This window comes from Streptomyces sp. NPDC016845 (assembly GCF_044332585.1).
Taxonomy (GTDB): Bacteria; Actinomycetota; Actinomycetes; order Streptomycetales; family Streptomycetaceae; genus Streptomyces.
Window position 1 is genome coordinate 15,934 of sequence record NZ_JBIRPI010000025.1, and the last position, 15,271, is coordinate 31,204.

At 67.3% G+C, this 15,271-nt stretch carries 8 protein-coding genes; 4 read left to right on the forward strand and 4 right to left on the reverse strand.

The features are described 5' to 3' along the window. Window positions 1-136: 136 nt before the first annotated feature. The gene (locus ACH4RC_RS36240) at window positions 137-1,420 is read right to left on the reverse strand and encodes a hypothetical protein (protein WP_398208434.1); all 1,284 of its coding nucleotides are present in this window, start codon (window positions 1,418-1,420) and stop codon (window positions 137-139) included. A 387-nt stretch (window positions 1,421-1,807) separates the two neighbouring features. Between ACH4RC_RS36240 and ACH4RC_RS36245 the strand changes: the two genes are divergently transcribed. Together ACH4RC_RS36245 and ACH4RC_RS36250 are read left to right on the forward strand one after the other, a co-directional pair. Further along, window positions 1,808-2,056, forward strand: a complete 249-nt coding sequence (locus ACH4RC_RS36245) for a transposase (RefSeq protein ID WP_398208508.1) — start codon at window positions 1,808-1,810, stop codon at window positions 2,054-2,056. 53 nt (window positions 2,057-2,109) lie between these two features. Then, window positions 2,110-2,901, forward strand: coding sequence for a transposase (locus ACH4RC_RS36250; RefSeq protein WP_398208436.1), 792 nt, complete (start codon window positions 2,110-2,112; stop codon window positions 2,899-2,901). Between the two features lie 95 nt (window positions 2,902-2,996). Here the strand turns inward: ACH4RC_RS36250 and ACH4RC_RS36255 are convergent, their stop codons facing one another. Beyond that, entirely contained in the window at window positions 2,997-3,824 is an 828-nt protein-coding gene (locus ACH4RC_RS36255; protein WP_398208437.1) for a hypothetical protein, read from the reverse strand. A gap of 392 nt (window positions 3,825-4,216) precedes the next feature. Here ACH4RC_RS36255 and ACH4RC_RS36260 point away from each other — a divergent pair, with 392 nt between their 5' ends. Together ACH4RC_RS36260 and ACH4RC_RS36265 are read left to right on the forward strand one after the other, a co-directional pair. Continuing rightward, window positions 4,217-4,501 (forward strand): hypothetical protein, encoded by a 285-nt coding sequence (locus ACH4RC_RS36260; protein WP_398208438.1) that lies wholly within the window; start codon window positions 4,217-4,219, stop codon window positions 4,499-4,501. 241 nt (window positions 4,502-4,742) lie between these two features. Next, window positions 4,743-4,937: a hypothetical protein gene (locus tag ACH4RC_RS36265; protein ID WP_398208440.1), complete on the forward strand. Its 195-nt coding sequence runs from the start codon at window positions 4,743-4,745 to the stop codon at window positions 4,935-4,937. A gap of 23 nt (window positions 4,938-4,960) precedes the next feature. On the opposite strand, the gene ACH4RC_RS36270 is transcribed toward ACH4RC_RS36265, so the two are convergent. Further along, the gene (locus ACH4RC_RS36270; RefSeq protein WP_398208510.1) at window positions 4,961-6,490 is read right to left on the reverse strand and encodes an ISKra4 family transposase; all 1,530 of its coding nucleotides are present in this window, start codon (window positions 6,488-6,490) and stop codon (window positions 4,961-4,963) included. Between the two features lie 1,397 nt (window positions 6,491-7,887). Continuing rightward, entirely contained in the window at window positions 7,888-15,030 is a 7,143-nt protein-coding gene (locus ACH4RC_RS36275; RefSeq protein WP_398208441.1) for a polymorphic toxin-type HINT domain-containing protein, read from the reverse strand. Window positions 15,031-15,271 lie beyond the last annotated feature (241 nt).

A 15,271-nucleotide genomic window follows, 5' to 3' on the forward strand; every position in this document is an offset into this window, starting at 1 on the left:
CTTGCGCTCTTCCCGCTGACCTCGATCCGTAGGCAGCACGCGTTTCCGGGTTCGGGCCAGTGGCGAAATGGTCTGACGTTACTGGGGCCCGAGGCCGGGATGGCGTCCGGCTTCCTCCTGCGGTGCAGTGGTGCTGTCAGAGACGGATGCGGAAGACGCGCCGGGTGCCAGGGTGTTCGGCAAGGCCCCACAGTGAGCCTCCCCTGGTACGCGGCTGGTAGCTGAGGTCTTCCGGGCCCAGGCCGAGCCCGCCGCGGGGCGAGGTCATCTCCGCGCCCCGAGGCCACTGCAGCCAAAGACTTCCCTGCTTCGGCCCGTCGTCTGGTGTGCCGGCGTCCACGGGGGCGTTGGTCGAGTAGTAGGTCTGGTCACCGACACAGACCGCGCCCTGCACCCTGGGGACGCGCAGAGACCAGGCGGAGGCGGCCCGTTCAGCGGCGATATAGCCGGCCCCGGTCAAATGCCAACGCACGGCTACGCCGTCGGAGCTTGTCTCGAAGTACTCGCTGACGACGAGCGACTGTGTGGCCCCCTGGGTGCGGTCCACGGACACCTGGGAGTAGGCCAGCTCCGCCGACCACCCGGCCGGCCGGTACACGCGGTGGAGGGGCATGACGTACCGGTAGCCGTGCGCATAGTACTTCTTGTCCCCTCCGTGGTAGCCGCACCAGTTTTTGGCGTGCTCCCGGGTTTCTTCCGTCGACCCGCGCGACACCTTGAGCGTTCTGGTGGTGTCGAAGACGTACAGGCCATGGGCCCTGTCTGCCACGTAGAGCCACTTGCCCACCCATGCGATACCTCCCGCGTGGAGGTCGGTGACGTTGAAGCTGTAGGGCTCGCCGGCCTCTTTGGTCGGTATGACCAGGAGAATGTGGTCGTACCGCGGGCGGGCCGAGGAGCCGGTGCGGGTTACGTCGATGACGGACACTCTGGCGCCCTGATTTCCGCCCGCCTGCTTGTCGTACCAGGAGACGAGGGCGACCTTCTTGCCCCCGCTCCCCGGCACGGACCCGCCGTAGGCGTCGTAGCTTGTGCTGATGCCCTGGGGATACCACCGTGTTCCGCGGGCGTCCTCGCGGTACTTGGGTCTCGCGTCCCATCCGAAGGCGAAGTCGAAGCGGTCGGGTTTGGGGGCCGAACCCGGACCGTCCCGCCAGTCACCGGGCGCCGAAGCGCGCCGCTCGGCCCTGTTGAGCACGTCGTCGACGAGGCCGGCCACACCGAGCCGCTGCCTCATGATCAGGCCCTGGGTGGCGGCTGCCCACGTCGTGCCGGTCGGCGCGCCGTCACGGTCATACATTCTCAGTCCGTACTCAGGCTCCGCCGCCCGTGCCGCGGACGGCACGAGCAACCCGCCAGCCGTCACCGCCAGGGGAACAGCCGCGATGCTCTTCAGTAGCGCTCTGCGTGTGGTGTCCATGCCGAACGACGCTAAGGGTGAGCCAGCCGCTCCGACCCTCGGTTCCCTGTCCGGGACATGTCCCGGACACGTCCCGGACACGGAACGCCCGGGCGTGCCCCCCTGCGCTGTCCACAAGGCGTTGTCAGCGCGGCGCTGCGTCTGCTCTCGCCATGATGTCAACGGCCATGTAGTTCGGCTCTCCCAAGATTTCCGTGAAGACGACCGATGCCTTCCCACGCCGGTGACACCCCGTCACGCATGCGCGCATACTCGGGTCGTGTGAGGACCTGCTGAAGTCCCTGTTACCGCATCTGGGCGGAGTGCTGGTGGAGCAAGTGGGCGTGGAGGGCGGCATGTTGTGCATCGCGGCCTCGACGCGGGGCGAGGTGGAGCTTGTACGGCAGTGTGTTGGTCGACTGCGAAACCGGAGCCCCCGTTGACCTGCTGGAAGACCGGGAGGCGGACACCTTTGCCCACTGGCTTGCCGCCCGCGAGGGCATCGAGGCGATCTGCCGCGACCGGGCCGGTGCGTACGCTTCGGCCGCCTCTGCCGCGGCCCCGGACGCCGTCCAGATCGCGGATCGCTGGCATGTGTCTGGAAGAACCTGTGCGACGCCGTCGAGAAGGCCGTCGGCGCCCACCGCGACTGTCTGAAACCGTCGAGCGAAATCCAGGCCCCTCCGGTCAAAGAATCCAGGCCGGAGGGAGTGCAGGCCGCGCAGACCCGACGCCGGCACGCCGAGGTCCACGCCCTGTATGACAAGGGCGTCGGCATCGAGCGCATCGCCGCCCAATTCGGCCTGGATCGCAAAACGGTACGCCGTTACGCCCAGGCCGCCACCGCCGACGACATGATCTCCAACTATCCGCGCCGCGGCCGCCGTGGGCTGGCCTGCTACACCCCCTACCTCAACCAGCGGTGGAACGAAGGCTGCACCGGCAGCAGGAGGCTCCACCTCGAGTTGCGCGAGCTCGGCTACCTGGGCAGCGCCCGCAGCGTGCGCCGCTGGCTGGAACCTCTGCGCGGCACCGACCCGCCACGGGGCGGCCTACCCGAGGCGCCGACCGTGCGCCAGGCCACCACCTGGTTCACCCGGCACCCTGACGGCCTGACCAGCGAGGAGTCCCTTCGCCTTCAGCAACTTCTGGACCAATGCCCGGAACTGGCCGACACCGCCGGCCACGTCCGCGAGTTCGCCAAGATCATGGACCGGCTGGACGGCGTCCGGGAACTGCCCGGCTGGATCGACCGGGCCGAAGACGCCGAACTCTCCATGATCCGCGGCTTCGCCCGCAACCTCCGCAGCGATCTCGACGCCGTCGTCCAAGGGCTGTCCAGCCCGTTCAATTCGGGCATTGTCGAGGGCCGTGTTACGGACCTGAAATCGATCAAGAGGCAGATGGCGGGGCGGGCGGGCTTCTCCTTGCTCAGGAAACGCGTGCTCCTCGTGGCCGACAGCCGACGGACACACAGAGTCACCGGGACAACAGCCTCGTGATCGCCTTCACGGAAATCTTGGGGGAGCCGTTCAGATTCCCCGCCCGCGGCCAGTTAGCGGGGAGTCATCTGGCCGCAGCCGGTCACGCAGTGTCATTACCTGTGAGGCAATCGGCAGGTCCGCAACCAATACGAGCGGGCTGCCACAACCAACGCGTATCCGTACACGGCGAACGCGGCCAGGCCGATCCAGCCGACCACGAGTGCGTCGTCCGGAAGGTGGAAATCGCCGTTCCGTATCGTCACCACGTGCATCGTGGCCAGCGCCATATAGCCGAGGCCGAGCACACCGTACGGGGCGAGGGTGGCGGCGCCGATCAGGGCCGGGGTCAGAGGGAGCCAGCGCGGGACGCGTCGACCGCGGAGGAACAGCGTCCAGCGCGGGAAGACCTGACCCCAGGGGCGAACGAGGCCCCACAGCAGGAAGATGCCGAGTGCGGCCAACAGCATGGTGCCGTCCAGGCCCCAGGACTCCAAGGTGAGCCAGATCTGCGAGGCGCCATTGCGCTCGGAGGCCGCGCGCATCTCCGCGCCGGATGTACCGGCGAAGGTGCCGCCGAAGGCCCAGACCTGTTTCATCGCCGCGTACGGGAGAAAGGCCGCCGTGCCGGCCCGGGCGGCGAGCTGAACCGGCCGGGGTGCGGCAGAGGCCGCCAGGGCGGCAGCCTCGACAGTCGGGCGCTGCCCAGAGCGGACGGTGGCTGCGAGCAAGAGCCCCCCGGTCGCCGCCAGCGTATGGTTCGCAGCTGCGGGCCAACTGTCCACGCCCTCACCGAACATGAGCGTGATCACATCCATGAGCAGGCCGAACGCGGCGAGGCCGGCCAGGCCGCACACCGTCCACAGCGACGTTCGCAGCGCAGGCCGCAGCCCGTATCGCGACGCCGCCGCACAGGTCAGCGCCGCCAGTATCCCCACTGCCATGACTGCCCAACCCGACGTGGAGACCCCATGTTGCCGCCGGAGTCGAACAGTGGAGTCCCCGTCAACGCACAGATCAGGCCGAATCCGGCATACACCACCGCCCAGAACATCGCGACCCAGCGCCCCCGTCGGGGCCCCTGCTGCCCCCACGTGCGCCAGGACGCCTTCATCATCCGTAGATCAACGGTCATGTTCTGAACGTCGCATCGGTGGCATCGGCCTGACATCGACCGCTTGAACGATCTCCCCCCCTCTACCGAGGGAGCAGCGTAGAGACCCAGGCATTCCTCACAGAGCGTGACACCTCACTGGCCGTACGCGGGGAAGGAAGTGGCCGCTGTCACCCCTTCATACTGATCACTTGGGGGGACGTTCCTGTGCCATACGCAACCATGATGCTTGCTGCCGCCGACTCGCCGGGCGAGCACCTGCAGCTCGCCGCCTTCACCGCAGCGTGCGCCTTCTTCTTCATCGGGTGGGGGCGTAGGCAACGCCGCACGGGTCGCAGCCTGATTGCCCAGACCGAGACGGTCCAGGTGGGGAATCAGCTGGTTCCGCCGCCGCCGGCCAGCCGCCTGCGCCGCGCCGCCGGAACCGAATACATCGTGGCCGGGGGTGTTTTCGTCATTCCGGCCGTGTTCAACTTCGCGGCCGCAATTCACGCTCTTGTCCGCTAGGCCCCTCCGGACACCCCCAGGTATTGACGGACAATAACTGCGCGCGACCGGCGCTTTTTTAGGTCGCCGGTTCCGCGGGCCGTCAGGGCCCTGCCTCAGGCGCCCGGGCGGCTCCATGCTTCGCGGACGGAGGAGAGGGCCGGAGTGCTTGACCATGTGATCGGTTCCGTGGCGAGTCTTCTCGCCCCGGACTTCAGTGGCCGCCGGGAGCGCGAACAGGCGCGCGTTTTCGAGTCGGGCGGTGAGGTTCGAGGCCTGCCTGCTCGGCGAGCAGGGCTACTGCCGCGAAGCGATCATCTTCATCGCAGCGTCCCGCGTCTCCCTGCGTGTCTCCCCCACGGAGGTGAAGGAGTTGCATCGCCTTTGCCTGCCGGTGGAGCGGCTGACGTTCCGGCAGACCCGGGACCGCAGGAGAGGTGATTTTCGAAGGGTGTAGCTCTCCGTGAGTGAGGTTGTCGATCAGGCCGTGAGTTTGTAGTTCACCTTGTCAGCGGCGGGGTGGAGTCGGTGCTGTTCGGCGTGCAGATGGAAGTCCCAGTACTGGGGCATGTCTCCGTTCGCCTGGACGACGCGAACGAGGAGGACGGCTTCGGCGCCGGGAACGCTCCATCTGCTGCCCGTGATATCCAACCTGTCCGCTATCAGGTGGCGGGCTGCGCCCTCGATGACGCCGCTGGCAATCGGCCAGCCGGAGGCGAGGGCCTTCTCGTAGTGGATGAAGTCGGCGTTGTGGTGGAGGTATTGACACACCTTGTCGACGCCGGTGCGGTCCTCGGCTGCCAGGTGGCGGTCGTCGGCCTCGGCACGGATCTCGTCAGCGGCCCGGTCTGCGCATCCGCGCAGGATGCGGGCTGCCTTGGCGGCGATCCAGTGCTCGGCGTCCGGGTCGGTGGCGGGGTAGAAGCAGCGGGCCGCGGCCCACAACTTCTCGATCACGTGGACGATGTCGAGGACGATGTGGATGCGCAGGTCGCGACGTGCGGCTTCGGCCTGGATCACCTCGCGCTGGTGGCGGGCGCCGTCGATGAGGACCACCCAGCACCTCTGGTGTTGCGGGTCGCGGGCGGCGGCCTGGTCGAAGGCGGCGGCGATCACGTGGTCGGGGTCGTGCTCGATGGATCCGGTCAGCCACTTCGCCCGGGCCTTCGGCCCGGGCCGGGGCGTGCGCGTGTCGCTGCGACCGCCGGGCGGGGCGATGATGTCGTGCGGGCGGCGCACGGCCGCCTCGGCGTCATAGACGGCGGCCAGCGTCGCCATCCTTTTGCGCCCGGTCTTCTCGCCGGTGGCCAGGCGGGTGCGGAAGGTCCGCCTCGCGCGTTCGGCCGCTTTGCGGGTGGCCTCGCGCAGGTGAGCGGGCCTCATCACGATTCCCTTGCCGTCCGCGGAGAGCACGAGCAGTGTGGACGCGCTCGCCGGCTGCGGGGTGCGGGCGGCGTAGAAGGCAGCCACGTCCACCGCGGCCGCCCGCACGAGATGTTCGAGCTGGCGCTTGCCGGCCACCTTCCCGCAGGCGCGGGTGACCGCCTCGAGCGCGGTGTCGTAGGAGCCGCGCACCGCCTCGAGCACGGCCAGCTTCCGCACTCCCAGACTGTGCCGCTCGCGCGGCAGGCCGAGGACCGCGTCGGCCGGATAGGCGTTGGGCCGGCCCGGCGACCTGAGCGCGCACCTGGCCACGGTTACCGTGCCGACGACCGTGGCCAGCTCTCGGTGGTGTCCGCACTCCAGGCGGGTGCGTCCGTCAGCCAAGGCCGCGCGAGCGGTCCCATCCAGCTTCCTCAGCCGGGTCTCCTCGCGGTGCGCGCGCAGGTCGAGGTGGGCTTGCAGCAGCAGTCGGGCCAGCTCCCGGCCCTGCTTGGCGGCGGTCTCCTCCACGACCTGGTGGGGCAGTGACAGCGTGTCGGGGCCGGAGAGATCGGCAATGAGTTGCATGAAGAAAGAAACCGCGCGGGCAAAGGGGTCAGCCATCGCGGCATGCTCGTAGCCTTCCATTCGGGCTCTCGATCCTGCGGGTCGGATGGTTTCGTCACCCTCGACACTAGGAGCGGGAGCCCTCCTGCTCACCGGCGCGCGATACAGCGGCGGAGCCGTGGCCGTGCACCGGCGCACGCCCCGTCGCCGGCTCAGCGTCCCGGGCGCGAACAACCCGGGTGAGACCTCCGCGATCCAGCCCCGTTCGGTGAGCCGCTTCAGCTTCGAACGGAAGCCCTCCACCTTGGACTTGTCCGTCGACAGCCCCAGCACGGAACACAGCTGATGGGCCCTCAGCGGATGCACCGCATCGGCGAGCACCTCCACGATGTCCGCGTACCCCTGCGGCAGTGCTTCCATCCCCAGCTGCTCGGACCACGACGGCACCAGCCGCACCCCGACCGGCGAACCGACCTCGAACGCCTCCGGATCCGGCACCGCCGCCACCCCTTCCGCCTCCTCCGGCTCTTCCGTGCCGTCCCCAGAAAGAATCTCCGTCATCGTCTCCCACGTGATCTCCAAGCGGGACACAACGGACCCCTGCTCAGCCAGCCGCGCCGTCAACTCCGCGATCTGCTGCCGCAGTTCCGAAATCTGGTGCCGTGCGCAAGCCTCGCGTCGATTCAGCTCCTTCAGCCACGAAACCATCGTTACCCCCAAGATCCCGACCTTGGACACGACGATCCGGCAAACCAACGCGATCAGCAACGGCACAGATCAGAAAGGCTCACTGGAGGGGAGCCACACCCAAGTGGGACGGGTTCCAGACGCCCGCCCATCGCAAAGCGGGGCCGATGGTGCTGCTCAGCATCGTCCGGCCGCCTACCGTGCTGCGTCCTCGGGGACGAAGCGGACCCGGGGATGGGCCGGGAAGCCCCGCCAAAATACTATACGGCGGAGCTTCCTACGCTTTGGAGGATCCTTCTCCGCTACGCGAAAACAAGGCGCGTCACGCAGCAATCAGGGCCCTTTGCGTCGCCCATTACGGGGAAATCCCTTGCGTCGAAATTGGTGCATCACCAAGACTCGTCGCCCGTCAGAACGATGATCACCTCGTCAGGCTCATCAGTGCCGTCTCCATAAACGTCGACCCGGCTCTCCACGTTTGGGATGGGAATCAGCATTCTCACCGATTCATTCGGGTCCGAAATTTCGAGGGACGCCTTGGGGAGAGTCAAATTCCCCGAGTACACAAGGACCTTTTCACTCGGCTGGTAAGGACCTTGCACACACTGAACTGACGCAGGGCCGCTATCCGCTTGCTGCACGGCAATGAACAGAGAATCCGGGCCCCCGTGCACTACATCAGTAGCCGCGTCCCAGCCTGGGTGGCTGTCCGTACTCCCCGGCGCGGCAGCAACGACTAGGCCATGTGCGAATTTTGTCGTGCATGAGGCGAAGAGCATCACTATATCCACCTACTGTCTCGGCTTCCACACCGGGAAGTCATAATAGTCCTTGCCTAGCGTTCGTACGATTCCGCCCTGCTGCCTGGAGCATGCCTTACAGTGCGGATAGAGAGTCCAAGGACCATTCAGGGAGAGCTTGTACGGCGGGTTGTGGTCGCCAGTCCAGTGACCATCACTCCAGCCCGACTTTTTGGCACCACAAGCAGCGCAACCATTTCGATCCCCGAACTCGTTAATAATCCTTTTCTCGTGGGCGAGCACAGTGTCGCCACGCTCAGCGGTAATCCCTTCCGCTGTCTGCCCTCTCAAGTTGGGGCCGAGAGTGAGCTTGCACAGATCGTCTTCATCTGCGTTATGTACGAGAACCGGCGCCTCCCCCGCCAGCACATAGTACGTGTGCAGATCCTCGACTGTGAGGTTGTATGTACGAGCGTGTTTGGTGTATGCCCGGTTGCTGATAATGCGGACGGTGGTGCCGTCGGGGGTTCTGAGTGTCGTGCCGGCGGCGAGCTTGCGGGCCTCGACCCAGGCACCGACCTCGGGAACCCAGAACGGATGCTCGTGGGTGGCGGTGAGCTTCTTGGGGCCGTCGGGAGTTTCGATCGTGAGTTCGTTGAAGTGCTTGTCGTCTTCGGTGACGATCAGGCGGGTGACTTTCCGATGGCGGGTCCCCCCGGTTTCAGGGTCTGTGGCGACAACTTCGTCGCCGACCTTGATTTTTTCGATGTCCTTGGTTCCGCCGTCGGCCATAAGTACTTCGGTGCCGGCGAGGAAGCACTTACATCCCTTGGAAAAATTCTCGAGCCACCCTTGGACTGCCTTCTTGCCCTTCTTCACGACCGATCCAGGGACCAGTTTCAGGACCTTTGTGAAGGGGAGGTCCGAGGCGACGCCGAGGTAGTCCCAGCCGTTTGCCTCTCCGCTGAGCACCTTTTTCCATGCCTCGACGTCGGGGATGACGAGGGAGGCGATGAATTTGAGCGTGTTCGTCTGAGGCTTGTTGTTGTACCGCTTGACGACGGTCGTCGTGCCAAGTGGCGGGTGGTAGCTGCCGGTTCGGTTGACGCTTTGGACGTCGCCTTGCGAGTTGTAGGTGTAGACGGAGCTCTCGTAGCGGTAGCCCCATGTGCCGTCGTCGTTCGGGACCATCCAGTCCCGGTAGGTGGTGTCGCCGTCTTCGCAGCCCCGGTAGCAGTTGCTGACCGGCTTCATGCCGTCCGGGTCGCTGGTGCTGAGGGGGCTGTTGCGGGCGTAGGAGTAGCCGTTCATCTGCAGCGGGTCGGTGATGTCCAGGAGCGGATCCGCGCTGAGGAAGCGGCCGTTGGCCTGGTCGTACTCGCGTGCGCCGATGTGCGTCAGGCCTATGGCGCTGTCGTCGATGCCGGTACCCAGGTAGCTGCGCCTGTCCGGCCAGGAGGTCGGCTTGGGGCCGCGGGCCTCACCGAAGGGTTTGAAGGCGCGCCTGGTCACCGGCTGGTTCGCGGCCATCTGGATGGTGGTGTTGGCGGTGCCCAGATGGTCGGTGAGTTGGACGTTGAGGGTGTGGCCAGTGCTGGAGCCGTTGGAGGTGCGGACGACTGTGGGGGCGCCGGGGTGGGCGTAGTTGCGGGTTGCCTTGGTGATTCTTCCGGTGCTGTCGGTGGTGAGTTCGCCGCCGGGAAGGTAGAGGGTGGAACCTTCGCTGGAGTTCTCCAGGAGGCGTTGGCCGCCGGTGTCGTAGGTGTAGTTGATGGTGGTGGCGTCGGCGGTGACGGTGGCCGGCTTGTTCTCGGCGTTCCAGGTCAGACTCTGGGTGTCGCTGGCCAGGTCGCGTGTCCTGGTGTTGCCGGCCAGGTCGTAGACGTAGGCGCTGCCGGCGCCGGTGGGGGTGGTGGAGACCCAGGCCAGGGTGTGTGGCTGGGTCGTGACCGGTTCGATCGCGCCGTTTCCGGTGATGGTGGTGCCGTAATTGGAGCGATAGGTGATGTTCTTGGTGGGATCGGTGACGTTGTGTTCGGTGAGAGTGGAGCGGTTGCCGATCCAGTCGTAGGTGAAGGCCTGGCGGTAGGCGGTGGCGGAGGTCGCCACCGTGCCGGTGGCCGGGGCGGCTGCGGCGAGCGTTTTGGCCAGTGAGGCGTCCGGGCTGGTGGCGTCGGTCTCCGCGTCAGGAGCATCGGCGACGGGGCCGGACGAGTCGGCGTAGTCGGTGCGGTAGCCGAAGGTGGCACCGTTGGCGGTCTTGCATCCGTTGCCCGTGCCGGTGGGAGCGATGTTGGAGGTCCATGCGTGGACGAGCTCGCCCAGGGCGTCGTAGGTGTAGCACTGCGTGTCCCAGGTGGAGCCCGAGGCTTCGCTCAGCTTGCGGGCGTTCGAGGTGATCGTGCCGGAGGCGTCGTACGCGTAGTAGCTGTCGGTGATGCGGTGGGGTGAGGCGGTCTCGCGGTCGGCGACGGTGCGCTGGAGGCGTCCGGTGTGCGGGTCGATGAAGTTGGTGGTCCACACGCGATAGGGCTGGGAGCCGGACACGGTGCGCAGGACGTCGCCGAACGGGGAGTAGGTGACGTCAGCGGTGTACCAGCTGGAGCCGGCCGTGGATTCGGGCAGGCCGTCCTCGTTGTAGCGGGTGACCACCTTCTCGGCGGCGATGCCGCCCTTCGACGGGTAGGTCACCGAGAGGGGCTTGCCGGTGGGCGTGTAGCTGTAGGCGTATGAGTAGGTACCTGAGAGCCCGGTGGTCTTGGTGTTGGCGGGGATGGTGATGTCCCGGCCGGTGGGCTGGTAGTCGGTGGTGTAGCCGGTGATCTTGGTGACGTAGTCGCCGTCCGCCGTGTGGCGGATCGCCGCGGCCGGCATGCCGAGGGCGCCTACGGCGTCGAAGGTGAAGGACTTGATCGGGTCGGCCGTGGCCGAACCCTCGCGGACGGCCGTCACTCGTCCGAGCGCGTCGTAGGTCGTGTGCAGGTACTTCTGGTTGGCGTCTTGCGTGGTGAGAGGGCGGTCGGCGTCGTCGTACGCGGTTGTCTTGGTGGTGCCGGTGTCTGGGTCGGTGGACTCGATCACGCGGCCGCGTACGTCGTACTTGTACGTCCACTTGTTGCCGTCTGGGTCGGTGACTTCCGAGCGGTTGCCCCGGACGTCGTAGGCGTAGCGGGTCGACCGGGTGGTCGACTGGCCGGCGTCGGTGTACTGCTCGATCTCGGTGACCCGGCCGAGGGCGTCCGTGGTCGTCCACGTCGCCGGGGTCGTGTTGCCCGGAGGGTCCACGTGCACAGTGTTCGGGCCGTACGAGGTGAAGGTCTCGTACTTGAAGTCACCGGCGTGATAGGTCGCTTGCCGGACGGTGCGCCCCATGCCGTCGTACTGGGTCCTGACGTAGCTGGGGATCAGTCTCGTGGACTTGGGTTGGAACAGTGTGGTGGCCGGCTGGTCCGCGGCGAGGTAGCCGCTGGTGACGACGCTGGTCCGGCCCTGGTCGTCGTAGGAGGTGTCGGTGATGATGCGGCCGGGGCCGTGGGCCTCGCTCTGGGTCTGGACCGGGCGGAGCAGGCCGTCGTAGATGGTGACCGAGGAGGCGTAGCCGCCGTCGTCCTTGATCGTCTTCGTGGTGACGGCTACGGGGCTGGTCCTGGAGGGGGTGGCGCTGGCCTGCTGGTAGCTGATCTGGACGTCGGGTGTCTGGGTGCCGCTGGAGCGGGTCGGGGACCAGCCCTTGGTCAGGCGGCCGAGGTTGTCGTACTCGTACCGGGTGACGCGGCCGTTGGGGTCGGTGACGGTGAGGGGGAGCGAGCGTCCGGGGTCGAAGGTGGTCGTGGTGGCGTGCCCGAGGGCGTTGACGGTCTTCAGGCCGGTGAGCGGGCCGCCGGTGTCGGCCGGCGTGTAGACGTTCTCGGTGGTGCCCTGATCGGGCCTGGTGACCTTGCGGATGCGGCCGAGCGGGTCGTAGGTGGTGTTGGTGACGACGCTGTGCGCGTCGCCCTCGCCGTTGGACTCGGCGACGGAGGTGGGCGAGCCCTTGAGCGGCGTGGCGGCGTAGGCGAGGTTGTCGTAGCTGGTGCGGACCGATTTCAGCAGCTGCGTGGCGTAGTTCGCGCCGGTGTACTGGGCGCAGGGCACGGCGATCGTCCTGGTCTGGGAGATCAGGCCGATCAGGTGTGTGTCGGTGTTGTGGACGTAGGTGTTGCGGGTGCATTCCTGCTCGGAGCGTGTTTCGCCGCTGGTGCCGTCGGGCTTGACGACGAAGCTCTCGGTCTCGGTGGGCAGGCCGTAGGTGTCGTCGACGGTGGTGAGGATGCGCTTGGACTGCCATCCGTCGTTGAGGACCTGGATGTCGTCGGTGCGTTTGATTCCGACGCGGTGGGCGAGGAGCGGTTCCATGGCCGAGCTGTCCTCGGCCTCCCGGGTGCGGGAGGCGGTCTGCTTGGACCAGGGGAAGTTCAGGGTGCGCTTGAGGAGTTGCTTGTCCGAGTCCTTGTAGGTGAGCACCTCGGCGACCTGGCCCGCGTACTGGGGGCCATCGTCGCTGACCAGGGTGTACGTGTCGGTGGTGTCCTTGAGTTCGCCGCCGGTGCCGAGGAAGTAGCGGGTCTCGGAGTACGACTGTGACTGCGGATCGTCGTTGCCGGTATTGCTGGAAGTGGTCTTGCTGCCCTTGGCCACGGCGACCTGGCGGTAGCCCTGCCAGTCGCTGTACGTGCGCAGGGCGGGTCGCTGGAACTCGTCGTCGGACTTGGCCCAGGCAGGGCCGGTGTACTTGTACTTGGTGACGATCGGCACGCCGTGGTTGGTGACCTTGTCTCTCTCCGCGACGGAGGCGACGACGTACTTGTTGAACCACTGCTTGGGCGGGGTGCGCTCCTCGCCGTCCGGGGACCAGCGGACGGGGTAGCAGGTTGTGTTCGCCTTCTCCTTGTCCTCGGAGGGCGGGGCGGCACAGCCGCCGGTGTATTCGACCTCGATGTCGGCGCCGGCTTCGGTGGCGACGGTGCCGATGCGGGGGCGGGTGAAGGCGGGGCGCTGGTCCTTGGGGCCGCTGCGGACGAGGTTGGGGAGCTGGCGGTCACGCAGGCGGGACCCGAGCGGCGAGGTGGAACCGACGCGGTACTCGCCGAAGCTCACGCCGTCCTTGGACTGGACGGTGCCGGTGGTGTCGCCGGGGCCGTATCCGGTACGGGTGATGGAGTTGAGCCAGAGCCCTGGTGAGGTGTCGTACCAGTCGGCGGGGAAGGACTGGTGGAGGGCGTAGACATCGACCTTGCCCAGCCCGGTCACGCCGGGACGCGCGCCGAGGGTGGTGATGGTGTCCAGGCGCATCTGCGTCCAGAAGGACGGGAAGCCGGGGCAGAGCTTGGAGGTCGATTTGCAGTTGAGGTTGCCGGGGGTGTCCCACCAGGGGCGGTAGGCGCCGGGGTCGTCGGTCTTGGCGAAGTTCGCCGCGTCGCAGGCGGTGGTGGACTTCAGGCAGCGCTGCTTGACGCCGAAGCTGATCTGCGCGGCAGGCTTGGACAGGTTGTCCGAGCGCATGCCGTAGTCGATGACGGTGGGGTAGGCGAAGCGCTCGTAGGCTTCCGGTGTCTTGCGCTTGTCGCGGACGGCGTAGTAGTTCGTCTCCTGCTTCCAGTTGACGACCATCACGTTGCCGTGGACGTCGGTGACCTTGTCCAGGCCCCAGCGCCAGGCCTGCTGCTTGCCCGCTCCGCAGCGGGAGTCGGCGAAGGTGGTGGCGTGGCAGGGTTCGCTGGGGTGGTTGCCGAAGACGGGGACCGTGGAGACCGAGTTGGTGTCGGCGTGACCGCCGCCGACCTCATGACGGCCGAAGGTGTACACGGTTCCGTCGGTGGTGGTCACCTCCCAGTACTCGCCGTCGTTGTCGCCGTTTGCCGCACCGGTCTTGAGTGTGATCCGGGTGCCGTCGTCGGACGCGGGGCGGTAGGTGTTGGTGGTGCCGACGCGGACCAGCTGGGTGGTCCGGCCGGCGAGGGACATCACCGCGTTGTGCGAGACCCAGCACAGGTCGGAGGTCTTGTTGGACTTGGCGGTGTTGTTGGGGGCCCCGGCGTCAAGGGTCTTCCGGTCGTCCTTGCAGCTGCGGTAGCGGCGCTCGATGTGGCCGGGGTCGTACTCCCAGCCCTCCCCGATCCACGAGGCTTGCGGGGAGGAGACGCCGGTGCGGCCGTCCACGGACTGCGAGTTGTAGGTGAGCGCGACGGTCGGAACGGGGCCGGCCGGGGGCGCGGGAACGGTCAGGGGGTAGGACCAGACGAAGGCGCCGGAGTTGCCGGAGTGTGACCAGGAGCCGGTTGCGGCGAAGGGGGTCGCCTTGAACGAGCCGCCGGGGCCGGTTCCGGAGTCGACGGCGCCGATCACGGTGGAGTCGCCGTTGCCCGCCGCGCTCAGGAGACCTTTCGCGTTCAGGGGGCGGGAGCCAGCCGACTGTGCGGAGGTGCCTTCGGATGTCGCGTCGACGCTGTCGTCGGCGGCCGGGTCGATGGTCGCGGAGACCGTGTTGGTGTCCGGGTCGTTGACCGTCTCCAGCTCCGTGTACGCCTGGCATTCCTCGACGTCGGGGGTGGCCAGGTAGCACGCGGGGAACTGGACCAGACGCAGCCGGGAGCCCCAGTCGGCGCCGTAAAGGTTCTCGAAGCTTCCGTAGTTCAGTGAGAGTGAGACCGGCACCGCTCCGGTGTCCGGTGGGTCGACGCGGATGACGGCGCCGTCCACGCCCTGCGTGGTGACGTCGGTGCGGGCATCCACGCTCACGCCCCACCCGCCGGTGGGGGTGGGCTGCCCCTCGGCCGGGGCGAGCGTGACCGGTACCTCGGCCGCGAGCCGAGGCTCTGCGCCGGACAGGCTTCGCGCGGCGGCGGACGGAAACGTGACGGTGCCGTTGGAGGCGGGAAGTGGCGTGGCTGTGCCGGGCGGCGCTTCCTGTCTGTCCTGCGGGATGTCGGTCTTCAGGCTCTCGACGTCCTGGTTGACCGGCTTGCCGTCGGCCGGGACCACTGTGTCGAGCGACTCAAGGCGCAGGGCCTCGCGCCCCGGCTCGTTGACCAGCGGGACCGGCGGCACGGCCACCGCCGTCGCCGGCAGCAGGCCGACGAGCACTGCGGCACCGGTGGCGGCAACGACAACTCTGCGCAGGCGCAGGCTGCGAGGAAGGCGAGTTCGACCGAACACGGAGGGTCCCCCGGACCACTTGGAGCGGGGTCGGAGAGGGACCTCGCGCAGGACGAAACAGATCGGGCGAATTCTGTGAGAGCGGTGTGAAAAAACGCCAGAAGTTCTGGCCATAAGTGATCATCGTCACGTCACGTACCGGAAAGGTGATGCACAGATGTTGCCGACTAGGCGATATCCGTTTGAAGACCTGTAGATAGCGCCTTGGGCCCTATGCCGCGTTATGCACGTCGATAAGCGC

Excerpts from the sequence above, each read along its gene's own strand:
- ACH4RC_RS36255 (WP_398208437.1), bottom strand. The coding sequence starts at position 3,824 with ATGGCAGTGGGGATACTGGCGGCGCTGACCTGTGCGGCGGCGTCGCGA.
- ACH4RC_RS36260 (WP_398208438.1), top strand. The coding sequence starts at position 4,217 with ATGATGCTTGCTGCCGCCGACTCGCCGGGCGAGCACCTGCAGCTCGCC.
- ACH4RC_RS36270 (WP_398208510.1), bottom strand. The coding sequence starts at position 6,490 with ATGGAAGGCTACGAGCATGCCGCGATGGCTGACCCCTTTGCCCGCGCG.
- ACH4RC_RS36240 (WP_398208434.1), bottom strand. The coding sequence starts at position 1,420 with ATGGACACCACACGCAGAGCGCTACTGAAGAGCATCGCGGCTGTTCCC.